9 protein-coding genes are annotated in these 24,852 nt (G+C 53.6%); 1 reads left to right on the top strand and 8 read right to left on the bottom strand.

Features of this window, described 5'->3' with window-relative positions:
• Nucleotides 1-29 precede the first annotated feature (29 nt).
• The 5 genes from FE848_RS02180 to FE848_RS02200 form a co-directional block, all read right to left on the bottom strand.
• On the bottom strand, nt 30-734 hold the full coding sequence (locus tag FE848_RS02180; RefSeq protein ID WP_200201080.1) for a DUF799 domain-containing protein: 705 nt from the start codon (nt 732-734) through the stop codon (nt 30-32).
• Complete coding sequence (locus tag FE848_RS02185; RefSeq protein WP_200201081.1) at nt 731-1,078, bottom strand: DUF4810 domain-containing protein; 348 nt, start codon at nt 1,076-1,078, stop codon at nt 731-733. The genes FE848_RS02180 and FE848_RS02185 overlap by 4 nt, the downstream gene beginning before the upstream one ends.
• Nucleotides 1,071-1,391, bottom strand: coding sequence for a hypothetical protein (locus FE848_RS02190; RefSeq protein WP_200201082.1), 321 nt, complete (start codon nt 1,389-1,391; stop codon nt 1,071-1,073). The genes FE848_RS02185 and FE848_RS02190 overlap by 8 nt, the downstream gene beginning before the upstream one ends.
• The gene (locus FE848_RS02195; protein ID WP_320159494.1) at nt 1,391-2,356 is read right to left on the bottom strand and encodes a CsgG/HfaB family protein; all 966 of its coding nucleotides are present in this window, start codon (nt 2,354-2,356) and stop codon (nt 1,391-1,393) included. Before FE848_RS02195 ends, FE848_RS02190 begins: the two co-directional genes overlap by 1 nt.
• A gap of 109 nt (nt 2,357-2,465) precedes the next feature.
• Entirely contained in the window at nt 2,466-2,615 is a 150-nt protein-coding gene (locus FE848_RS02200) for a hypothetical protein (RefSeq protein WP_200201084.1), read from the bottom strand.
• Between the two features lie 209 nt (nt 2,616-2,824).
• On the opposite strand from FE848_RS02200, the gene FE848_RS02205 reads away from it, so the two are divergent.
• Entirely contained in the window at nt 2,825-3,757 is a 933-nt protein-coding gene (locus tag FE848_RS02205; RefSeq protein ID WP_200201085.1) for a 5'-nucleotidase, read from the top strand.
• A gap of 2 nt (nt 3,758-3,759) precedes the next feature.
• On the opposite strand, the gene FE848_RS02210 is transcribed toward FE848_RS02205, so the two are convergent.
• Genes FE848_RS02210 through FE848_RS02220 form a run of 3 tightly spaced genes read right to left on the bottom strand, consistent with a single transcriptional unit; the run spans nt 3,760 to nt 24,850 of the window.
• On the bottom strand, nt 3,760-21,246 hold the full coding sequence (locus FE848_RS02210; protein WP_200201086.1) for a DUF5801 repeats-in-toxin domain-containing protein: 17,487 nt from the start codon (nt 21,244-21,246) through the stop codon (nt 3,760-3,762).
• Between the two features lie 23 nt (nt 21,247-21,269).
• Nucleotides 21,270-22,724, bottom strand: a complete 1,455-nt coding sequence (locus FE848_RS02215; RefSeq protein WP_200201087.1) for an HlyD family type I secretion periplasmic adaptor subunit — start codon at nt 22,722-22,724, stop codon at nt 21,270-21,272.
• The gene (locus FE848_RS02220; RefSeq protein ID WP_200201088.1) at nt 22,721-24,850 is read right to left on the bottom strand and encodes a type I secretion system permease/ATPase; all 2,130 of its coding nucleotides are present in this window, start codon (nt 24,848-24,850) and stop codon (nt 22,721-22,723) included. The genes FE848_RS02215 and FE848_RS02220 overlap by 4 nt, the downstream gene beginning before the upstream one ends.
• Nucleotides 24,851-24,852: the final 2 nt, after the last annotated feature.

Consider the following 24,852-nt stretch of genomic DNA (forward strand, 5'->3'; position numbering starts at 1 on the left):
CCCTGCCCTGCACAGGGGGGGGAATTAGGTCACTCGGCTTTTGCACCCACCCCGCTTGTTTCAGTAACGCGCTGATAATATCTCTCGTAGCCAGGATGATAAGGTCCGACAGGGATACCCTGGTTGCTGCTATTGGCAGGTGTTATCAGGGCCCGGGCGTGAACGGTTTTGGTTAAAGGAATGTAGGTCGGATTCGCTCTCTCTACTGCCGCTTCCACTGCATCCACGATCAGACCTATAAGGCCGCCACCGCTGTTATTATTGGGTGAATATTCCGCCTTCAATCGCTCTTCCCAAAGCAGGGAGCCATCGGCAGAAACCAGCTTGTAGCCGAAGTCCACCTGAGTAACAGTGGCAAATACCATGTACTTGGATGTCCACTCGTGGATGGTCACATACAGAACGGCGTCAGCCTTGAAAAGGTTAGTCAGCTGCTCTGGCGGAGCAGCATGAACTTCTGCAGCTTCGTAATACCCCTCAAACTCCAGCAACGTTTTCACCGTATTTACCGGGAAGACATAGAAGCCCTTCTCTCCGAGAAAGTACGGCAAAGTTGCCAAAACCGAAGTCGTGGCCTGAACGTCCGTTACCTCATTCATTGGTGGAACAACCAGAATGGAGGTTGGTTGGGCATCATGAAAGGCGTTTAGCCTGTCAGGGTCACTTGTCGTAGTGGCACAACCCGAGGCAACCAGAGAGATGAGCAGCAGCAGTGCAAGGTTCAGCTTGTTCATTGTTGGGCCTCCAGGTTTTCAATCAGGATGCCAAGCATCGGCCGACTCTCCGGCCACTGTTCGTACTCCATTTTGTAGAAATCAACAGCCCCGCCAACGTCACCCTGCTCCAGCAGGAAGGTGCCTGCCTCCGCATACAAACCGGGAGCCAGGGTTCCCTGGCCGTTATGCGTTTGGACAAAGGCCAGGTAATCGCTGAGCGCCTGCTCTTTGTACTCAGGCTCGTGATAAACCACGAACAGTGTTTGTTCATACTGGCCCCAGTCGTACAATTGCTTGTTACCTGTTGCACATCCCGTCGCTAAAACCGCAGCCAATACCATGGGAATAAAAGGCTTATTCATAACTTCCTACCTTCAGTACCCGGTTGCTGCCAGCGCCAAGATAAACCTTCTGGGTGTACACCACCTGGCCATTGTTCATCAGCTCCACCACATGGCTACCGTCAATAATTCGCAGGCGGTTTTCTCCGTCAAGGTACTGCCCAACACGGCCATAAGAAACACCATCCACTTTCAGCTCGTATGCCTCAGCTGCAGAGGAAGATAGCTCAAAAGCCAGCCCGGGCCGGTCATCAACTACCTGGGTGTTCCGAGTGGGTGACTGAACACAAGCAACCAACATTAACGCAAACACAGATACAATCAGGAATCTCATTACTTCTGCTCCTTAATCTGGAGTTCATTCAGTTTGTAACCTTCAATTGAGCCACTAATAACCATTGTCGCTGCGCCCTGGTTCAGTATGTCGTCGCCAAACAGGCTGACCACCTCTAATTCGGCCACTTTCTTGCCAGGCAAGGTAATCGTTGTGCCGGTGGTCTGGGACTTCACTTCGCGGCCCTTGGTTTCCACGTCAAACACCATGCCGGGCTTTACGCCCTGGCTTTCGCCGCCGCTAATAAACACCATGCCCTCTTCCTGCCCCAATAGATCAGCCGTCCAGGGCTTGTCCATAAACAGCCGAGTCATCTTATCAACAGCCGCCGTTACAGCCGCCGCAATAGCCTGATCATTCAGACTTCCGTCATAACCGGCAGCGGAGCCGAACCCCATGGTGCGAGCATGTTCTGTTGAGGAAACACCAGAACCCGTCACCGACGCAAAGGCCCTGCCTGTTTTTACATCTACCAGACGAATATCGACGGTTGCAGTTGCCTCCTGCTTCTTCGAAGACGAAAGAAAACCACGCTCGCCAGTAGTGGCACGACCAAACTTGGTAAGTGAACCGATTACCAGGGTATCTACACCAACGATGTCTACCTTCTGGCCAAAGAGACTTGCCTCTTTCTGTAAAAGGGAAATATCAGGGCGCTCGAAAACCAGAAAGCTATCGCTATTGGTCAATGCCTGAAGGAACATATCAGTTACTTTGCCACCCAACTGATCTTCAGCGTCACGGCGCAAAAGGCTACGACCATAGTTGGTCTCATTGGAAAGACGGCCAACCGCAATCTTGCGTTTCAGCGCCAGTTGTTCTGGTGCAGCAGCCTCCTGAGCTGCAACCTGAGCAGCGCGTTGCTTTTCAGCAGTTATGCCAGATTCAACATCGTTCATCTGAGGTGTTTGGGTTGCACAGCCGGCCAAGGCTATCGCAAGGGTTAACGAAAGTGTTTTTTTCACGAATTGCTCCAGTTCACAGTTTTGCTCACAATGACGCTTAATTTCTGGCAGATCCCCGCCTTGAAACGGGGCCTTAACGTGTGCTGTCTGACAGCCCATTCACAAATACTTAACCGTAAAATACTCTTGCTTGGAGTTGAGGCAATTGACGTTGAACTGCCGAAGGAGTGTAACCGTCGCTGTTCTCGCCGATCAGGCTGCGGATTAGAATAAGAATAGGATCAAAGTTTTGCAGGTCTGCTTCCAGCAGCTTTGTCATAACCCCAAACATCCGATGTCGTTGCATAATTGATTAAATATTTGTTATCGACATTATGATGCGTCAGATTGTCTCGTAGCGAAAGGGCAACAATGTAAAAGACAGTCATTTAACCAATTGACTTCTTGTTTTACCTCCATCCTAAATCAAATCGTTGAGTGTGGCGTGAGAAGCGGTTAGCACTAGCAACAAAAAGGAACGTTCGGCCCATGCCCTACCCGATTGAAGAGAAACTCGTGATCGCAGTGTCTTCAAGCGCTCTATTTGATCTGGCAAAATCTGACCGGGTGTTTCGGGAACAGGGGGAAAAGGCCTATCGGAAGCATCAGGAAGCCAATCTGGACAAGCCTTTACGGAAGGGGGTTGCCTTTCCTTTCGTGAGGCGGTTCTTGAGCATTAACCAGAAGTTCCCAGAGCAATGCCCGGTTGAAGTGGTATTGCTCTCGCGGAACTCGGTGATCACCGGTAAACGGGTATTCCACTCCATTCATCACCATGGCCTGGATATTACGCGGGCTGCGTTTCTGGAAGGTAAATCACCCTACGCCTACATTCCGGCGTTCAATGCCTCGCTGTTCCTGTCTGCCAACGCTGGCGATGTATCCCAGGCGATCGACTACGGCTACGCTGCAGGCACTGTACTGCCAAGTAAGGTGGTAGACGATGAAGCGGATACGGAGCTTCGTATTGCATTCGATTTTGATGGCGTGATTGCAGATGATGCTTCCGAGCGGGTCTACAAAGCCGGCTCGCTGGAAGACTTTCAGGAGCACGAAACCTCCCGTTCCCAAATCCCCCACAGCCCTGGCCCACTGGCGGATTTGTTCCGCAAGCTTTCACACCTGCAAAAGCTTGAGGACCAGGCATTAACGGACGACCCGGCTTATAAGCGAATACTGCGAACCGCCATAGTGACGGCCCGCAACGCCCCTTCCCACGAGCGGGTGATTACAACGCTGGAACACTGGGGCGTGGACGCCAACGAGGTTTTCTTCCTGGGCGGAATGAAGAAAGACCGCATTCTGAACGTGCTCAAGCCCCATATGTTCTTTGATGACCAACGGTCGCACCTGGAATCCGATGCGGGGGATATTCCTATGGTGCATATTCCGTTTGGGGTGGCGAATGTAGACGCCACCTGACCTTAGTCGACCATGGTTATGCTCGTAATCTGCTCTGAAATACTCAACGAGGCGCCGCTGGTCGTGTCGGTGTAAACCGTATAACCATTCCCGTCGCTCCCCGTGTTTATCCATTCGTTGTTTTTCAGGAACACAGAGTCATCGCTGTCTCCGTCGATTTTCAACTCATTGCGGCTATCGGTTATATCCAGTACATCCTGGATGCTCAGCCCGGCTCCGGTATCACCTATCGCATTGCTACCGCCAATACTGAGATCCAGGGTTTCAATGTTCTTGAGGTTAGCAGTCAGATCGCTGGTTTCCAGGTCTTCGCCAAAGCGAATCTGAATGGTGTCATCTCCACCCCGGCCGTTAATGGCGTTGCCCGTCCAAAGCAGAGAGTCGGCACCATTGGTCGCAAATTGTTTGCTGATATTGGCATCAACACTTTGCCATGGGGCATTTTCAGGATGGGTCCAATCCGAAGTATCACCATTGGCACTTTCCACCGTTTGCGCCCGCACCTCTATATCGGTAATCGCATTATCGGCTTGTATAAAGCCCAATTTACCCAAGTCATCCTGGCTCAGCCCACCAATGGTGTAAACACCCGTGGCACCATCGTAACTAACACTGTGCCCGGGCAATGAGCCATCGCTGATCAAGTCGTTATCGATATAAAAGCTGGCATGCTCTCCCAGGCCTTTAAGTTGCAAGGTGACCGTTTCTACAGAGCTATCTGCAGGGTCGCCCACGCCCGGGTTAGCTGGTGCAGCATTAAGAATAACCTCTTGCAGGTCCTCCATTTCGGCATTGAGATTCAGCGTAATGATCTCGCCTTCTTTGCCAAAACTTGCGGTGGGGTTGATGGTTACATCGTTGGCCACGGCTTCCACTGACAGGCTGAAGTTACGCTCAGTCCCTAACATGCTATCAAGCGCGGTTTCTTTGCTGTTGACCACAATGGCCAGATCGGTAACGGTGCCACTCCAGTTTGCCGGCGGCAGTATCCCTATATATTGGGGCACTGCGCCGTCACCCAGGAGCCAGGTGTTACTGCTACCGTCACCGCCAATATTGTCAGCAAGCGTGGCACTGGCCGCATCGCTTCCGGTATAAACCAGGAATCCATTGGGAAGATCTTTTAGCAGGACACTGCCGATTTCTTCAGAGCCGTCGTTATCGACCAAACCATTGTCGGTGATGCTCACCTCAACAAGGTTACCTCCGTCAGGCTGGGCCTGAGCAAACGGGTTTTCACTGCCGCTTGCACCAGCCACACTGAAATCATACCCACTGTTCACCGGCTTCACCGTTATCACGCCATTTTGTGTATTGGTGATGCGTGAGCCGGCATTGGCCTCTTCTCCCACAACCGAGGCAGTTATACCAACGCTGCCACTGATAACATTGTCTGTCGGCTGATACTTGAGGCTCACCGTGCTCATATTATTCGGCACCTCAATCACGTAGTACTCACCATCTGTTAGCCCGGGAATTCCCGCCACTGCCGTTTTCCCTATGGGTGCGCCAAATGCATCCTGCAACTGACCACCTGCCATATCTCCGGGTTCATTCAAGCTTACGTACAGTTTGCCATCTACCAACGTCCAGTTCGGGTCATCGGCATCATTGCTGATATCAATGCTGATATCGACCGTAGTGCCCTCATCACCGTTTGCCGTTACATTGATTACAGCAGCGTCGGTTACCGGCGTTACTTGCTGGTTAACATTGGCTACCTGCTCTAATCGCACCCCCCCAGGTACGTAAGTTGTCAAATTGGCGTCGTAGGTAAAGTCACCTTTGTTACTGTTCCAGTTTTCAGGCGGCTTCACTGTAATGCCGTCAAGGAGCGTTTGCAGTTCGGCATTGCCGCCGGCGCCCGATGCGGTCCAGACGGTTTCACCATGGATAATAGTTTCGACCATGCCAGTGACTGTCGCGCCAACTGGCAAGCCTTTCAAGGTTACGGTGAAGTTGTTAGCAAGCACACCGTTTGCAATTTCACCATTGATGGCATCGCTTAAGGCAAAAGCTGTGTCTTCTGTTGGCTCAAAGATTGTGTCCTGTGCCCAGGCCAGAATATCTGCCGGCTCATCACCCGGGTTGGAGCCGAAGGTGGTACTCAGACTGATATCTTTACTGGATTCCAGCTTATCGCCATTGCCGCTGTCTTCGGTTACCACGGTAACGCTGATAAGGCCATTGCCCGCTATGCCCGTAAGGCCCGACGCTGTGTTGCCTACGTCCAGAGTTACTGTTGGTGACAACACGCCATTGAAAGCTGTGCCGGGGGTGAGCATCCAGGCGCCACCCCCCAGATACTCGGCATTTTGAACTGTTACACCATCGGGCACGCCTTCCAGAAAGATGCGGGTTAGCGCTTCGCTGCCGTCGTAGTCTCCACCCTGATTGCTGATGCTCAAATCAACATCAACAACACCCGCATCTGTCAGCGTAATAGTGCTGTTTGAAGTGATAGCGAGCTCGGGCGTATCTGTTTCCGGAGTCACGGTAACGGTATAGCGGCCATCAAACCCCTGGCTTACTTCAAGGGCGGGATTCGGTGCGCCCAAAGGGTATTGTGCGGGGTCTGTGATCACATAGTGCACGTCAAAACTTTCGCTATCAGCCAGATTCAGGTTGCCTTGGGCATAGATATTTTCAATCGCTGTACCGCTCAGTTTGTACCAACCATCATCCAACGAAATATCGCTTTCGTTCACATCTGCCGCAGCAATGGCCAAGCTGACACCATCTTGCCCAAAGGTCAGGCTCATCTTGGCCAAACTGTCGGCATCGCTGGCTTTAATCCAAACCTCATCAAGGCGTTCATCCGTATCGCCATTTTGGTGCGCAATGGCAAAGCTCAGGTTACCACTGGTATCTTCTTTAACCGTATCGGCAAGGTTAATGCTGGCTTCAGGGGTGGGAGTAACCTGTATATTCACCTTCTGCGTTTCAGATAACGAATCACCATCGTTTTCAGTTGTCACAGAGGTAAGATTAAAGTCAATTTCACCACTGAAATTATTCGGTGTTATGAGAGTGGCGGCGCTTAACTGGGCCTTTGTCAGCGACCAGGTACCATCCACCGTTACCGTGCCGATATCCAGGCCAAAGCCATCAGGCAAGCCATCTATTTTAAAGGTGAGTGTTTCTGACCCGTCGTCATCTTTCAATTCAGCCTTGCTGATCAGATCGGTCAGTTTAATGCCTCCATTTAGCTCTACTGACTCTTCGGTAAAGCTCTGGCTGGCAACATCAACAATCTCAATATCGGCTTCATCGGCCACGCCTTTGGGTGACACTCTGATCTGCAGGTTTTGCGGGGTCGATTCACTGATATAAGGGCTATTGAGATCGCCCGGAACCACCAGCTTATCAACCGACACGGTAGAGACATCAAGTGTAAATGGCACGTTACTGTCTACAGGTGCAGTCAGGCTCATGCTGTTGCCTTTTACCGGGTCAAAGTCGGTAAATTTGATTGACCATTTTTCCCCAGGGGCAGCAGGCGGTGTGACTTCAATACCAGGCAGGCCGGTCGTGCTTTCAGTGATCACCTGACCGTCGTAGGTAATGGTGGCACCTTCAGGAATGCTGCTGACGGTGACATTAAAGGTTTCAGATGGATCAGAGCTTTTCGGTCTGATCGACAGGGGCATCTGCTCGTCTTCGTTGCCTTTGACATTGGCCGTTACCGTTGTGGTAGCGGTGTCTGCTACGGGCTTTATAAGAACATTTTCCAGTACAGCGCTGCCGCTGACAGCTTCAACATAACTCAGACCGTCAATTTCAGACTGGCTAAGCTGATCAATTGATGTTTTGCCAAGCGCGATAATATCGTCTTCATCATAATCGCGGGTGTATGCGCTCACCTTAATCTCGAAAGCGCCTGAGAAGTTATTGGCTGCTTTGAATTCCAGCGTATTCAGATACGCAACAGGCACATCGATGGCATCGCCACCATAAACTTCCTCCACCCATTGGCTGCCATCAAAATACTTGAAAGCAGAGCCTGTAGCATCGGCAATGCTACCATCACCGGCGATCAGTTCAGGCGTTAACCGAGCGTAGGTCAGTTCGGTGGTGCTGTCCTCATTATTCCAGCCGTCCTCCAGATTGAAACCGCCTTCCTCACCCAGCTTGAACCAGGTATCTTCTTCGCCTGGGGTGGTGTAGCTATACCCTGCTGTCATGGTGATGTCGTCAGACAGGTTGCCATCGGTATCGCTACCCACAACTTCGGCCACGGGCGTCACTCCCACAGGGATACTCACGACGGTATCGACAGGATCACTGGCAACCGTGCTGCTATTCACCGTATTGGTATCAACGGTAGTTACCGTCACGCTGATGTCCTGGTCTTTACTGCTGTGGGCCGCCGGCGTTACTTCAAATTCTTTCAGGGCCAACTCGCGATTGGCCTCTGAACCAGCACTAAACTCAATGGTGTACGGGTTGGCGTTACTACCATCACCGCTAACTGTCCAGGCGGCATCACCCACACTGCCTGCTGTGGGCTGGCCTGTAAGTTGCCAACCTGCTGGCAACTCGAACGCCACTTTGGTGATTACCTCGTTGCTACCGCCAACCGCGTTGTCACTTACGGCGATGTTTTTCATAAAGGCAACAGCAGTATCTTCTTCGGTTGAGATCGCCGGGCCATCAGCGGAAACGTCACCCGCCACCGGATTTACATACAGATCAAGCTCAATGCTGTTGTTAGCCGTGTTGGCCTCCCCAGCGCCATCAACAGTCGTGCCATCGTTGGAGGTGTTAAATCCATCATCGTCTCTATCCTGGGCGTTGATGGTGACTTTTATGCCTGTTAAGTCACCACTGAAGTCCCTGTTACCACCAAGGGTAATATCCGGGAAGCTGTCAACGCCGCCGGTTTGCCCGGCGCTGCCCGCTTTGGCTGCAATGTCGCGTGTTGCCCCAGCCGCAAGCGCTGTGCCATCAACCATAATGGTTTGGCCTGTGGTGTTCTCAATGGTGATTGAACGCACCTCTGACCCGTCGAGATCCTCAAAGCTGGCTGTGAGAATATCGTTGAGTTTAAAGGGCGTATCTTCATTGATAGTGACACTGGCCTTGGTATTACTGGCGTAGCTAACATTCACCACGTTGTTGATACCACTTGTCTGGCTGGTATCAAATACCAGCTCAACATCATCGGTCACGGCCTGAACGTACACTTTCAAGCTGGCCTCGGACTCCGCGGCCGCCACCCGGGTGCCACCGACCACAGCAATGTTGCCTGCGCCATCGACTTCATAGCTGGATGCCTTGATGCTGATGTCGATATTTTCGCTGCGATGCGCCGCAGGCAATAGCTGCAGCCCTTCGTACTGGGCCGTAGTCATTTCTATGGCGCCTGCAGGTTTGACGAGATCTGCAGGGTGGTTGATATCCGTTAACCAGATTTCAACGGTGCCATTGGCTGGAACATCCACATCTACAGCGGCTGAACTGCCATCAATAGGGGCTGTGAGCTTTACGTTTTCAACATGGTCACCGCCGCTAAGGGTCAGGGTAATTTCACCCAGGCGCTCGGCCTCTGCGTTGTTGCCTGCCCCCGTGCCGTCATCGGTAATAATGGGCGCCTGCAAACTCAAAGCCACCGCAACATCTTCCTCGGTGGCGAGATCACTCAAAGTAACATTACCACCGGTGGACGCTCCGCCCGCACCGTCCATTTTTGGGGCATCGGCAACCGGGTTTACGGTGACTTCCACCGTAAAGGTTTTTTCTTCGTTGTCCGTTTTGGTGGTGTAGGTAAACGTATCATCACCACTGTAATTGGCATCTGGAACATAAGTTATGGTGCCATCCGAATTAACCGTAACAGTGCCATGGCTGGGGGCCACTGTGTCACCGGACCCATCACCTATGCTGGTATTGGATTGATTGGCATCAGCGTTGGTTTGGAAGATAGCACTGCTATCTTCGTCCACAACCTCGGTTTGTGGCTGAGCCGGATCTGGCGCATCGTCCATGACCGTAACCGTGAAGTCGACGTTTACCGTATCGCCATCACCATCGGTAACTTGAAGGCCCTCAAACTTCAGATCCAGCCCGCTGACGGAGTCACCAAACTTATTGGTGTGGTCAATGGCTTTGTTCAGCACGAACTTATATCCAGGGGTGCCGGTTGGGTCAGTGATCTCAGCGGTGAATACCGGATCGCTAACACTCTCACTCGGCTTGAAGGCTATAAGGGTGTAGCCATCGGCACTGACAGAATACACCAGCGCTTCACCACCAGATTCCAGCCCCATCGATACCAAACCGGCTGTGGTCGTATCAACCACACCTTCGGTGAATTGCACCTTACCCGCGCCATCAGTACCAAAGTCCACATTCAGGCTGTGGGAAACCTGGGTTCTGGTAATGTCTTCGCCCTCGCTTCCGCGCAGCAGATAGGCTTCATCCACTGACCCCGCCGTGGGGTTTGCTGTTATGGATGGGCCATCATCTTTAAAGATGAACTGCCCACCGATATCCTCACTTACGCTGGCGGTATCACCATCGCCATCCTTAACCGTAGCGTTCAATTTCACAGAGCTGTTGGTCAGGCTGAGTGTATCGTTGGGATTTGAGCTATCCGGATGGTCCAGGGCGCTGTATTGAGTGAGCGTTGCAGCGCCTGAAACCGGGTCAATCTCAATACGAAATGCGATGTCCCCGGTGGCGGTGTTGCCAACACGACCCACAACATCATCACCGTCTTTAAACAAATAAATAGCTGTGCCCGTGGCCGTATCCGTTACACCGCTGGCAGGATTACCGGGTGTAGTTTCCAGGCTGTAGACCACAGCACCAGAGTTCGCAGCACCATCGGCACCGTGATTGAAATCGAACACGCCATTTACAAACGTGGCATTCGTTGCACTGACACTGCCACCTGAAAAACCACTTTCATCGACGGTCAGACTACCCGGGGCGGTGCCGGTAATAACAACTTCAGGGGTATCGTCGGCAATGCTGATATTGACTGTGTTGCTTGCCGTATTGCCGTACTGATCCACTACTTCATAAGTGAAGCTGTCGGTATCATCCATACCTTCTGCAGTGGCACCAGTTAGTTCGTAGCTGAACGTGCCATCAGCTGCAATGCTCCAAATGCCATTGGCCGCAGTGCCGCTTTGTGCGCCGTTGACGTTCCAGCCACTGTCCAGCGCAAGCTGCCCCCCGGTAATCTTGTGGCTATCGCTACCTGCGTCTGTTCCCGCCGCAAGGCCTGCTTCGTTCACAGTTGCCGTGGTGGTTTTTGGCGTGCCCGTAACATCGTTCACGTTAATAGTGAGGGTGGTTTCGACCAAGTCACCATCGCCGTCTTTTACGGTGTAGGTAAACACATCCTGAGCATCAGCAGTCACCGCATTGGCAGTCGAAACATAGCTGTAGCTGCCGTCGGCATTCAATGTCAGAACACCGTATGTGCCATTGATAGCCTGGCCAACGGTTGCCGCATCATCTGTTGTGCCGGAACCGCCGCCTGCCACAACACCAACCACACCACCGGTTGCATCCCAGCCGTCTGCGCCTGGGGCATCATTGTTCAACACTCCATCGTTGGAACTGACCGTTAAGGTGGCACCCTCTGTAACTGTGCCGGTATCGGCGTTGGCCTGCGGTGTGTCGTCAATAATGTTGACGGTTAAGTCGCTTTGGCTGGTATCACCACCAGCACCAGTTACTTCAAGCGCAATCGTGTCACTGCTGTTGCGCCCCACATCGGCATCGTTCGGGTCTGCAGGAGTGTTTTGAACATCGGTAAGCTCATACCTGTATTCCAGCTCACCCGCTGTCGGGACGCCGCCCACATCAGACGTGGCATTGAAATTTGTCAGCGTGATCTGGCCTTCATCGGTATTGATGATGATATAGCTGCCCGGGGTGCCGGTATTCAGCCCTTGCAGATCGCTCAGGCCGATGGTTTTGCCACCTACCCTTATGCTGGCCAGGCCGTCGGCGGCGGAAATGTTTATGGTTCCGGTGCCGGTGTGGGTACCGCTGCTGTCGGTTAAACCACTTTCCTGAACGGTGATATCACCCAGGGTAGTAATGTCGCTGGCATCATCAAGGCCATTGCTGTCTTCAGCGGTAATGGCTGGCGCGCCATCCGTATTGCCATTGATGGTAATGGTCAGATTGGCGGTGGATGTATCTCCGTCGCCGTCGGTCAGGGTGTAGTTGAAGCTCTCAGGTAAGGATTCCCCGTCTTTGAGGGCGTTTACCGCTGCATTGTCATTATCCAGCGCGTAGCTGTAGGTACCGTCCGGGTTGATGGTCAGGGTGCCGTATTGACCCTCAAGGGTCAGCACTCCGCTGTTATCCGTTGCGGTATTACCAGGAACATTGGTGCTGGTAACACCCGTAACACTGGCACCATCGCCACCGAGGGTATCGTTGCTAACAACACTGCCTGTTGCTGGTGTTGTACCATCTTCGTCGATGGTCGCAGTATCATCGCTGGCCACCGGGCCGTCGTCCTGGAAGGCAAGCCGGTCGCCTATGGCAACGCTGGCACTGTCTGTATCCCCGTCGCCATCGGTAGCCGTGGCCTGAAGACTCAGGGAGCCGTTAGCAATGCGTAGTACATCCGATGGTGTGTTGATATCACTGTGTTGCAAGGCGCGAATCTGTTCGAGGGTCACATTGCCGTTGGCATCCACTACCACGGTAAAGGCAAGGTCGTTTCCGGTTGCGGTGCGTCCCTCAATCACGCCATTGTTATTTACCAGGTTGATTGGTTCACCACTGGCGGTGTCTATCAGCCCGGATGCAGCATTATCTACAACAAGTTGGTAGGCAACCGTGCCGCCATCCGCACCAAAGGTTTCACTGAAAGTACCCGAGAAGTCGCCGGAAACTGCTGTGCCCAACGCGGACTCGCTTACCTGCACTTCTGGCAGAACGGCTCCGGTGTTCTCGATTGACGGTGCGTCGTCCACGATTTTGATGGTGAGGTTCTGGCTATCGGTATCACCATCTTTGTCTTTGACCGCAATACCAAAGGCATCGTTGTTATCCGTAGCATCTACATCCGGTGCGTTGTTCAGCGTGTACTCATAGTTGACTGCAATGGTGCCGTCTGCGGCCTGGGTATAGCCATTCAGCAGAAGCTCACCGTATTCCGTGGTGAGGGTTTGATTAGCGGTGCCGAGGTTCTCCAACTCGCTTTGGCTTAGCACGAGATTCGCCGGATTGCCGCTGGCGTCGGTATAGCTCATGGTGACCGCTTCGGTTGCATCAACACCATCCAGGGCTTTCACGGTAAAGCTGGATACAACTCGGGTGTCTGCAGGATTCGGGTTGGAGCCGTTCGCCAAACCGCTTTCAAACACCACCTGATCACTGGTGTTGCCATCAGGCGTAATCGCCGAGTTGTCCACCGGTATATCAAGGCTAACACCGTCGTTAGTGCCGTTAATGGTGATCACCAGGTCAGCGGTATCGGAGTCTGAGTCACCATCTGTCAACGTATAGCTGAATGTTTCGGTTAAGGTTTCTGCGTTACTCAGTCCTTGTACGGTCAGGTTGGTGTTATCCAATGCATAGGTGTATGAACCATCAGGATTGATGGTCAAGGTACCGAAGGCACCGTCAATCTCCAGAACACCAGCGGTGTCGGTTGCGGTATTACCAGGCACATTGGCACTGCTGATAGCACTGACGTCGGCGCCATCGGCACCCAGGGTGTCGTTAGCCACAACATTGCCCGTAACAGAGATAGCGTCTTCAGTAATATCGTTCACGTCCGCTACCGCTGTCGGCGCGTCGTCGACAACCTTGATGCCCAGGGTTTGGCTATCCGTATCGCCATCACGATCCGTTGCCGTGATCACAATATTGTCGTTGGTATCGTTACCGGTAACTTGCGGTGCGCGTTCCAGGGTGTAGCTGTAGTTGATGGTAATCGTGCCATCCGCTGCCTGGCTGTAGCCATTCAATACTATCTCGCCGTATTGGGTATCTATTGTCTGGCTTTGTGTTCCCAGGGCTTCAACTTGCGCCTTGCTCAACTCCAGGGTTCTGGCTTGGCCGTTCACATTGGTGTAAGCCAGGCTCACACCATTACCGGCCGCTAATCCATCCAAAGCCGCCACGGTGAAGCTGGATACAACCTGGGTGTCTGCGGCTCCTGGAGCCGATCCAGTCGCTAAAGCACTTTCAAAGACAACGTGATCCGCCGTATTACCATCGGGTGTGGTCGCCGCATCATCCACAGGCACAGTAACGGTTACAGCGTCATCAGTGCCGTTAATGGTGAGGTCCAGATTGGCGCTGGCAGTATCACCGTCGCCATCCGTTAAAGTGTAGGTGAAGGTTTCTGTCAGGCTTTCGGTATCGGTTAAACCTTGTACTGTAAGGTTGCTGTTATCCAGGGCGTAGCTGTAAGAACCATCAGGGTTGATGGTCAGGGTACCGAACGCACCGTCTATTTCTAATACGCCACCAGTATTCGTTGCCGTATTACCCGCCACATTCACGCTACTGATCGCGGTCACGCCCGCACCATCAGCACCCACGGTATCGTTACCAATCACGTTCCCTGTTACTGGTGCAGCCGCATCTTCAACGATGCTATTGGCGTCGTCAGCAGCAACGGGAACATCATCAATAATGTTCACAACAAGGGTGCCTGAAGAATCAGCACCACCGGCATCCGTTACGGTCAACGCAAAATCATCTGTGCTGTTCAAGCCTGCGGTGGGGTCATTACTATCCGCCGGGGTGTTTTGTGCAGCGGTTAACTCGTAACTGAAATGCAGCTTACCCAGCGTAGGTACACCGCCTACATTTGTAGTGCTGTCAAAGCCTGTGAGGGTTAACTCGCCTACAGTGCCTGTAATCGTGATATGCGTACTGCTGTCACCACTATCGATGGCCTGCAATTGAGCCAAAGTAATAGCCGTGCCCGCAACATTGATACCGGCCAGTCCATCGCCTGCGGCAATGTCGACACTACCGGTTTCGATATGCCCACTACCCGCTGTGCTACCACCCGCCAACCCGCTTTCCTTGACGGTAACATGGCCGATAGTATTGATATTGCTCGAATTATCTTTACCGTTGTCATCAACAGGGGTGATGCTCGGCGCGCCATCGGTACGGCCGTTGATGGTGATATCCAATTGCGCTGTATCGGCGTCGCCATCGCCATCAGTAAGGGTATAGGTGAAGTTTTCAGTCAGATCTACGCCATCTTTCAGCGCGTTCACTGCCGGGTTGCTGTTATCCAACTCATATTGGTAAGAACCATCGGCGCTGATGGTCAGCTTGCCATACTCGCCCTGAATAACGAGGTTGCCGTTTGCATCGGTGGTAGACGTACTGCTGTTATTTGTAATAGCTGTTACTGTGGCGCCATCGGCACCCAGGGTATCCGCTACGCCGCCGTCGGTATCGCCAGCGATCACATTACCCACGATGAAGGCATCGTCTTCAGTAATGCTGTTGGTGTCATTCAATGCTGTGGGCTCATCATCGACAATCGTCATGGTGGCGTTATTGATGACTGTGTTGCCCAGCGCGTCTTTGGTGGTGTAGGTGAAGCTATCGGTGACGTTATCACCGTTAGTGTTACCGGTTAATGTGTAGCTGTAGTTACCATTCGCATCAATGCTGAATACACCATGCGCTGTATTGATATTGTTTTGCGGAATCACTTCCACACCAGCCGGCAAAGTTACTGAGCCGCTGCTTATATGGCTGCTGTCGCCTTCGGTAGAACCGCCAGCTAAACCACTCTCATTGACGGTTTCACTAATTGATGTAACCGGAACCGATTCGTTAGCAACATCAATCGTCAAGGTGGTGTGAGCAAGGTCGCCATCGGCATCGCGCACGGTGTAAGTGAATACATCCTGTGCATCGGCAGTAATGGCATCTGCCGTGGATACATAGGTATAGCTGCCATCGGCATTGAGGGTTAAGTGGCCGTAGTCACCATCAATACGACCACCTACACCGCCAGTGCTGTTGGTTGCAGTATTGCCCGCTGTTACACCAACCACGGCACCATTGGTATCCCAGCCATCGGCGCCGGACTGGTCGTTAGCGAGTACGCCACTGCCCGCACCCACGGTTAAGGTTGCACCTTCATTCACAGTGCCGGTATCCGCAGCTGCAATGGGCTGGTCATCGGCAATATTGATGGTGACTGTATTGGTCACCGTATTGCCATCGGCATCTTGCGTGGTGTATTCAAAGCTGTCGGTAACCGCGTCACCATCGGTGCTGCCGGTCAGGGTGTAGGTGTAGTTGCCATCTTTATCAATGCTGAACTCTCCATGCTCTGTGGGGATATTGGCTTGTGGAATGGCTTCCACACCGGCTGGCAGAGCAACCTGGCCAGTTGCGATCTGACTGCCGTCACCCGCTGTGGAGCCACCTGCCAGACCGCTTTCATCCACCGAATCAGTCGTATTTACCGGGGGCAGGCTCACGTCTGCCACGTTGATGGTTAGCGTGATTTCAGCCAGATCGCCATCACCGTCTTTGACAGTGTAAGTGAAGACATCCTGGGCATCGGCTGTCACTGCGTCCGGGTTGGCCTGGTAGTCGTAACTGCCATCGGCATTTAACGTGAGTGTGCCGTATAAACCGGAAACCGGCTGACCTACGTTTGCGTTCTCAACAGCACTGCCGCCGCCAGAAATAACGCCCACTACGGCATTGCCATTATTCGCCCAGCCATCTGAACCTGGCTCGTCATTACCCAGTACGTTGCCATTGGTGCTGCCACCTTCGGTGGCGTTGGCGCTGTCTGCAACAGCGGTTGGGCCGTCATCCCGGAAAACAAAACGGTCGCCAATGTTCACTTTCGCGGTGTCGGTATCATTGTCACCGTCTGTTGCGGTGGCCTTCAGGCTGATGGCACCGTTGGTGATTTTAACCGTGTCGTTCGGGGTGAGCGGGTCCTGATGCGCCAACGCACGGTTTTGCACCAGGGTTACTTCGCCGGTTGTTCCGTCGACTGTGATGGTGAAAACCACATCGCCATTGCTGTTACGACCTTCAACCATGCCGTTATTATCAAAAAGCTCTACGGCATCGCCGCTGGCTGTATCCACAAGGCCAGAGGCAGTGCTGTCGATCACCAGCTCATAAACAATACCGTTGTCGCCGTCGGCGCCGTGGTTGACATCAAAAGCGCCAGAAAAATCAACCGTAGCCTCGGCACCGCCTGGCGTGCCAATCTGCCCTTCTTCCACCTGGGCTTCATCCAGCTTGGCGCCGGTAAGATCCACATCCGGTGTATCGTCTGTGACCAGAACACCAAGATTGCCAGAGCCAGTTACGCTGTTGTTTGCATCCTGCGGGTCGGCCGCACTAACGCCCAGGGGAATGTCTTTGAGTGCGTTGTCCGCACCCTGGGCCGTGTGGGTTTGTGCATCGGTCAGTTCGTAGTCGAAATCAACTTCCCAAACGGCGTTCTGGCCGTTGGCAGTTTCCACCACCGACGAGGCCTTCAGGGTGATTTCGCCATGGCCGGCAACCGTGATGGTTTGGTTGCTGCTCGCCAGATTTTCAATCTGGGCCAGGCTGAAGGTTTGCCCGCCAATCTCGATGGATTGCAAGCCAGAAGGAGCCGTAATTCGGAGTACCCCACTGACGGTGTTGGAGCCGTCGTTGGTATCCAGCCCCTGTTCGTTCACCGTAAGCTGGCCAGCTGCCGCGCCATTGTCGTCCAGCACTTTTATGCTGGGTGCGTCTATGACCTGGGCCGTGGCACTGTTGCCGCTGGAGCCCACTTGCAGGTTTTCAAAGCCAGGATCTGTACCGGCGTTATCGACAACGCTGTCAATGGTGACAGTAATCGACTCACTCAGCTCGGCGACTGCGTCTGAGTTGGTATTCACAACAAAGCTGGTCGTGGCACTGCCGCCGCTGATAGTAACGCTTGCAGGCAACGCATCCACATCGGCGGTATTGGCGGCTGCGCCGCTCCAGCCCAGATTAACAGTAACGTCTTTACCCGCCACAGCAGGTGCGGGGTCGCCGTTGGCATCCACCAGCTTCACGGTGTAAGTGAGTGCTCCACCCTCCAGCACCGCACCATTATCCACTTCAATGATGGCGTAAACCGGGTCGATAGTGTCCTTGACCACTGTCTGTACAGGCGCACCATCAAAATCCAGATTTTCGAACGAACCAGCGCTACCGGCATTCGCCTCGGAAACGCTGGTAATTTCGTTGCTGACTGTCTCGCCGTCGATGTAAACATCATCCCCCTGCACGGCGACACCCAGCGTGCCTGTGCTATTGCCGGCCGTAATCGTGATACTGCCCTGGGTGGTTACAACGGTGACGTCGTTATTCGCCGCAATCGCATTGCCGTTCGCGTCTTCCAGCGTAACGGTATACACCAGATCAGCAGCACCTTCCTCTGTGCTGGTTTTATCAACAGACAACCTTGCGGTTACTGTGGAACCTACATCCACAATACCCACCGTGGTGGTAGCGCCAAAGCTGCTGCTGTTAATGGTTTCAGTGCCACCAGAGGCACTGACCACTTCAAACGTCTGGTTGGTTTGACCCTGCACATACTCGTCATCAGGGCGGCTGTCCACGTCCAGGGTGCCGCTGGTTGCACCAACAGGGATGGTAATGGTCTGGCCATTATCGAGAACCACATACAACGGGCTTCCCTGCACCGGTGATTCAACAGACGCGGTAAGGGTTATCTTGTCGCCTTCATCAACCTGCGCAGGTGCGCTCAAGGTAATGTCGAGCACCGGATCCATGGAAATAACCAGCTCGCCGGTACCGGTTCCACCATCGGCGTCTTCCACGGTGTAGCTGATCGGGGGCACTGCGCCGTTGTAATCCGCTTCAGGCACAAACTCATAACTGCCATCTGCATTCAGGGTGATCTGACCTACACCGGTTACGGTTGCGGTATCACCTGCATTATAGGATTGGCCGTTAATCGTGTAGTCGGTGACCACGAGCGGGGTATCCCCATCGGGATCGTAGTCATTTGCCAGAACACCGTCAGCAGCGCTAACGGTTAATGTCTGGTCTTCGGTCGCTATAGCCGTGTCGTCAACGGCCACAGGTGCCGGGTTGTTTACACCCCAATTAAAGTTAACATCATCGCTGTTACCGGCTTCATCGGTGACAGTAACCGTAACGGTATGCTCGCCATTACCACCAAACTGGCTGGCAGATTTGTCGATTGTTCCGCTGATAATGCCGGTATCGGGGTCTATGCTCAGCCCATCCGGCAGCCCACTGGCGCTGTAGGTAATATCGCTCCCAGAGACCAGGTCATTAAAGTTACCGCTTATGTCCAGGCTGACAACGTCTGCGTCGTCACTGGTCTGGTCGATAATCGGTGTGACGGTTTCCGGTGGCAGGTTATCGACGGGCTTGTTGTCTGAAGCCGAACTGGTATTACCCGCCGGGTCAGTTACCGTTGCGTTCAGTTCAACATTCGTCTGGCCAGGCACCACCGGCACCTGAACACTGATGCTGCCATTGGTGATGTCAGTTGCGGATACCGTATGGGGCGGCAAGCCGGCAATCGGAGCGCCATTGCCATCGGTGTATTCAATAACATCGCCTTCCTCAACGGTGGAGTCGAGGGTTATGGTCGCCGGGACTTCTCCGTTAGTGATCTCGGACTCGTTGTAAACTCCATCCGGACCGGCGCCATCCAGTGTGACACCAACCGTGGGAATCACGCTATCAATGGTATTGCTGTCTGTTGAGCTGCTGGTATTACCCGCAGGGTCTGTCACCTTTACATTTAGCTCAACGTTGGTTTGACCATCAACTACAGGGATATTTACAGTAATTCCGTTGTCGATGTCGTCTTGCGTTACCGGGCGTTCGATAATGACGTTACCGTCTTTGTCGGTAATTTTTACCGTATCGCCAGGCACTGTCGTGGCGGGATCAAAGGTTACCGTGCCGGTAACCTTGCCATCTTTGGTATCGTCGTCGTTGTACTCGCCATTGGGGCCGGAGCCTGGTTCAAGCACCACGTCTGCCCTTGGGGTGATATCGTCCTTCGGGTTGTTGTCGAACCCTGTGCTGGTGTTGCCTGCAGGATCAGTTACGTCAACATTCAGCTCAACGTATGTCTGGCCAGGTGCTACAGGTACATCTACAACAATGCCGTTATCAATATCGTTTTGGGTTAGCTCATAATCCGTGACCGGATCGCCATTGGCGTCGAAAACCGGGTTACCGTCTTTATCCGTTGCGGTAATCCTGTCACCGGGAACTGTGGTGTTCGGGTCGAAGGTAATGGTACCGCTGACTTTGCCGTCGCTCAGGTCGCCACTGTTGTAATCACCGTTGGGGCCGGATCCGGGCTCAAGCTTCACCACCACTCCGGGGGTAAGATTGTCCACCGGCTTATCATCCAACCCTGTGCTGGTGTTACCCACGGGGTCGGTCACTTCAACGTTCAGCTCAACATTGGTTTGGCCGTCGGTAACAGGCACATCCACCTGAATGCCGTTATCGATGTCACCCTGGGTAATCGGGCGTTCGATAATGACATTGCCGTCTTTATCGGTGATCTTGACCGTGTCACCGGGCTCGGTGGTATTGGGGTCAAAAGTCACCGTACCGGTCACCTTGCCGTCGTTGGTATCACCCTCGTTGTATTCACCGTTTGGCCCGGAGCCTGGCTCCAGTTCAACGGTTGCGCGTGGGGTTTTGTCGTCAGCAACGTAGGGCCGCTCTGTATTTGCAGAAACAGGCGTGCCGTTTGGCTCAACACTGTTAACGCTTGCCTGAACCTTGCTGTCTTTTGCCAGCTCACTGCCGGGTACATCCACTTGCCAGGTTCTACCATCTGCATTCACAGTGGTGTTATAGAGCTGTCCATTCACGGTTACGGTGACCGTATCTCCAGGCGATACGCCGCCGCCCACCTTGCCTGTCAGGGTAACGGGCTGCCCCGCTTCCGTGGCATCTACTATGTCGTCGCCGGTAATCGCATCAATGGAGATGCTCAGCTTTGCGAGCTTGGAGCCACTTTCGGGATAGCTTCTCTCATCGTAGCGAGTGCCGTCGCGCTCACTGCCCCGCACAAAATCACGCTGCGGCAAGCTCAAACCAAACGGACGCAATACTTCCTGAATTCGCGCAACAGTAACCGGCGTGTAGCCATCGGCTTCAATTATTTCGCCAATACGTACCAGTTGAACAAAACCATGACCTTCAGTTGAAGCACCCTGGTCAGAAACTGCAGGGGAAGGTGATGCCGGCTGCTCACTGCTCTCAAAAGGAGCAAGGCCTTCAGCTTGACCAATAAGCGCCCCTCTTTCTTCTGCGGTAACTTGCTGCTCACCCAGGAAGGTCAACTGCTGGTTGTCGCCAAAGTCCAGGTCGATGCGGGCACCCTCGGCCATGGTCAGGGTTTCATCAATAGCCAGCTCATCACCCACTTCCAGTACGCGGCGCTCGCCGTTGGCGTTTACAGCCCAAGCTTGTCCGACCAGGGATACAACAATTGCCAGAGTAGTCATAAGGACCTCAAAATAGTGTTACTTCAGCGTTCGCTCAAAGCGTTGGCTTTGGCGCGCAATAATGGTTTTAGCAAGTAAGATAAAATGCTTTTTTTACCGGTCATGATGTCCAGCTGTGCGGTCATGCCCGGAATAACAGATAAATGCTGCGCCGAGTCTTTTTCGGTGGTTACTGCGCGCACAAGATAAAAAGTGTTGTCGCGTTCGTCCGTTATGGTGTCGGCGCTAATGTGTTCGATGGTCGCGGAAATTCCGCCATATATTGAAAAGTCGTAGGCGTGCAGCTTGATGGTTGCCGGCAACCCGGGGCGCAGAAAGGCTATATCTTTGGGTGCTATTTTAGCTTCCACCAGTAAGCGGTCATCGGAGGGAACAATTTCAACAAGGGCATTCCCAGGCTGAACAACCCCGCCGATGGTATTCAACAGCACACGCTGCACCGTACCGTTCACGGGCGAGCGAACTTCCGAGAACTTCACCTTATCTGCCAACCCGGCAACGCTCTTGTTCAGGCTGTTTAGCTGCGAGCTTGCGTCACTGAGTTCTGCGCGCCACTGGTTGCGAGTGGAAGATTCAACCTCCAGCAACCTGGATTCAGCCTCTTGAATACTGGCTTTTACCTGGCGAACACGGGCCGCTGCCTGCAGGCGCTCACCATTTGCGGCGGCCTGATCCCGCTGCAAACGCAAAATCTCTATCTCTGATACCGCACCCGAAGCCAGCAGTGGCTGCGTTGCCTGTAGCTCTCGTGTCGACATGCCGTAAGACTGCTCCGCCGCAGACACCCGAGCCTGTGCCTCGCTCAGTTCCTGTTGCCGTTGAGCAATTTGTTCCCGTGCAACCGCCAAGCGCTCAGCCAGTTCCTTCAGGCTAGCCTTGTAATAGCCCTCTTCCTGGCGCAGCACCTGTTCCTGCACAGGCGTTACCGCCTCGCTGTAATTGAGTTGTAGAGGTTCGTTATGGATCAGAGCCCGCAGTCGTTTAACTTTGGCGGCCAGCGCAAATGCCCGCACGCTGCCTTCCTGATAGCTGGCCACAAAGCGCGTTGGGTCTATGCGCACCAGCAGGTCGCCTTTGCTCACTCTGGCGCCCTCGTCTACAAACACTTCCTCAATCACACCGCCATCGGCGGATTGAATAATCTGAAGTTGGCGAGATGGAATCACCTTGCCCTCACCACGGGTCACTTCATCCACAGGTGCAAACGCTGCCCAGGCAATCAAAACAATAAACGTAAACGCAATGCCGTACAGCAGGCTGCGGGCACGAAGGGTGCTTTGCTGCTCCATGGCCTGATCTGCATCCGCAGGCCAATACCGCGAATTGTTGCGAAACGCTGAGAAAAAGGGTCGGAACAGGCGATTAATAAAGCCTTTGCCCCGCGCTCCAACCGCGTCTGCCTTGCTCAAGCGCTCAAAAGCTTGTTGTTCAATCTGCTTCTGGGCAGTTTTTTCAGCGATCATCGGGTCGATACTCATTGCGCCCCCCGCTGAATGCTTCCTTGCTGTAGCGCCTGAAGCACACTTTGCTTCGGACCATCCGCAACGATTTTCCCCGCATCCATAACAATCAGGCGGTCGACCAGATCCAGCAAGCTTGTGCGATGGGTTATCAGCAGCACAGTTTTACCCTGGCCGAATTGGTTCAGGCCTTTGCTGACGTGATTCTCCAGAGTGCTATCCATGGCACTGGTGGGTTCATCCAGCAACAAAATACTGCTGTCTGCCATCACCGCACGAGCGACCGCGATTGTTTGCCGTTGTCCGCCAGACAGGCGATTGCCGGCCTCCCCGACCTGCATGGATAAACCATCTGCATGGTCACCCACCAGGCCTTTCAGGCCGGATAGGTTGATGGCCTGCAAAAGGCGCTCGTTATTGGGGTGTTCTATGCCCAGGGTGACGTTGTCGTACACAGTGCCGCTGAGTAACTGCACATCTTGCGGAATATAGCCAATGTTGCGGCGCAGTTCGGCGGGGTCGATCTGGCTTATATTCACGCCGTCCACCAGCAAACTGCCGGAGGTTGGCCGGTACAAACCGAGTATTAGCTTTTCCAGAGTGCTCTTACCCGAACCCACACGGCCGAGAATGCCTACCCGCTCGCCAGCCCGAATGTGCAGAGAAACCCCTTTCAAGGCATCCCGCTCTTCACCCGGGTACTGGAAGGACACGTCACGCAGTTCAATTTCGCCCCGCAACTTGCCTCGGCTGATCAACTGCTTGCCGGGCTCGCGATCCTGCTCGGCATCCATGATCTGCTCAACGGCTGTCATGGCCGTAGCTGCCTGGTGATATTGGGTAAGCAACGAAGCGGTTTGCGACACGGGTGCCATGGCACGGGATGACAACATATAGGCCGCAATTAGCCCACCCTGGCTCATGTCTCCGTTAATAACCAGATACACGCCGGTGATAATCATCACCACCGACACAACCTGTTGTATCCAGGAAGCCCCTGCCCCTACCGACATACCAAGCATGCGCTGCTTGCCTGAACAGCCAGACAAAAACCGGGTGGATTGCTCCCATGCACTTTGCATACGGCTGCTGGCGTTGAAGCTTTTAAGCGTGGGCGCGGCTACCAGGCTTTCCACCAAGCCGGAGTTACGCTGGGCACTGGCTTGGCTCATGGTTTCCGAAAGTTGGTGCATTGTTGCCTGCACCGAGAGCGCATAAAGAATAATAATCGTGGCGCCGATCAATACGGGGATCACCATCACCGGAGATATCAGGGCAATAATGACAACAAACACCAGAAAAAACGGCAGGTCGATGAGTGCCGTCACCGTCATGGAGCCGATGAACGAGCGCACAGACTCAAACGATTGAATGTTGGCCGCAAACGAACCCACAGAGAGGGGCGCATGCTCAAGGCGGGTGCCGAGAATGCGCTCCATAATACGGGCAGATAAGGTGATATCTGCACGGCTTGCCGCCAGCTCAACAAACCAACTGCGAAGCAAGCGCAACGCCAGATCGGCACAGATGATGATCAATGCGCCGAGGGCAAGCACCCACAGGGTGTCCGTGGCATGGTTAGGCACCACCCGGTCGTACACGTTCATTACGAACAGGGGCATGGTCAAAGCAAACAGGTTAATAAAGAAGGCGGCGATCAGGATGTCCCGGTACACCGGCCGGTTTGCCTTGATCACACTCCAGAACCAGTGGCCATTATCAACCGTGGAGCTGGCCCCGGTTTTGCGCTGATCCAGACGAAAATCCGGCCGGCAGTAGAGCGCGATGCCGGAGTAATTTTCCTTGAGACTGGCCAGCTCCAGTTGCTCGATATCCATATCCACATCGGGCAGCCGCACCTGTGCTGTCTGACCTTTAAAGTCAAGGCTCTCCAGCACGCAAGCGCGATTGCCTTCAAGCAAAATAACACAGGGAAGCAGCAAGCTGTTCAGGCGCTCCAACGGCTGCCGCACCAGCTTTACCTTCATATCAACCCGCTCAGCAGCGCGGGCAAATACTGAAGGCGACAAACGGCCGTCTACCAATGGCAAGCCCGCGATCAGCGCATCGTGGCTGATCCTGGTGCCATTTTCTGCGGCAAGCCAGAGCAGGCAGGCGCTTAAGGGGTCATTTGTCTGATCCATAA

The sequence above is a fragment of the Marinobacter sp. 1-3A genome, from assembly GCF_016597775.1.
GTDB classification, from domain to species: Bacteria; Pseudomonadota; Gammaproteobacteria; order Pseudomonadales; family Oleiphilaceae; genus Marinobacter; species Marinobacter xiaoshiensis.

Bases quoted from the DNA above. Each gene is read 5' to 3' on its own strand.
- FE848_RS02200 (WP_200201084.1), bottom strand. From the start codon at position 2,615: ATGACAAAGCTGCTGGAAGCAGACCTGCAAAACTTTGATCCTATTCTT.
- FE848_RS02190 (WP_200201082.1), bottom strand. From the start codon at position 1,391: ATGAGATTCCTGATTGTATCTGTGTTTGCGTTAATGTTGGTTGCTTGT.
- FE848_RS02220 (WP_200201088.1), bottom strand. From the start codon at position 24,850: ATGGATCAGACAAATGACCCCTTAAGCGCCTGCCTGCTCTGGCTTGCC.
- FE848_RS02180 (WP_200201080.1), bottom strand. From the start codon at position 734: ATGAACAAGCTGAACCTTGCACTGCTGCTGCTCATCTCTCTGGTTGCC.
- FE848_RS02210 (WP_200201086.1), bottom strand. From the start codon at position 21,246: ATGACTACTCTGGCAATTGTTGTATCCCTGGTCGGACAAGCTTGGGCT.
- FE848_RS02185 (WP_200201081.1), bottom strand. From the start codon at position 1,078: ATGAATAAGCCTTTTATTCCCATGGTATTGGCTGCGGTTTTAGCGACG.
- FE848_RS02215 (WP_200201087.1), bottom strand. From the start codon at position 22,724: ATGAGTATCGACCCGATGATCGCTGAAAAAACTGCCCAGAAGCAGATT.
- FE848_RS02205 (WP_200201085.1), top strand. From the start codon at position 2,825: ATGCCCTACCCGATTGAAGAGAAACTCGTGATCGCAGTGTCTTCAAGC.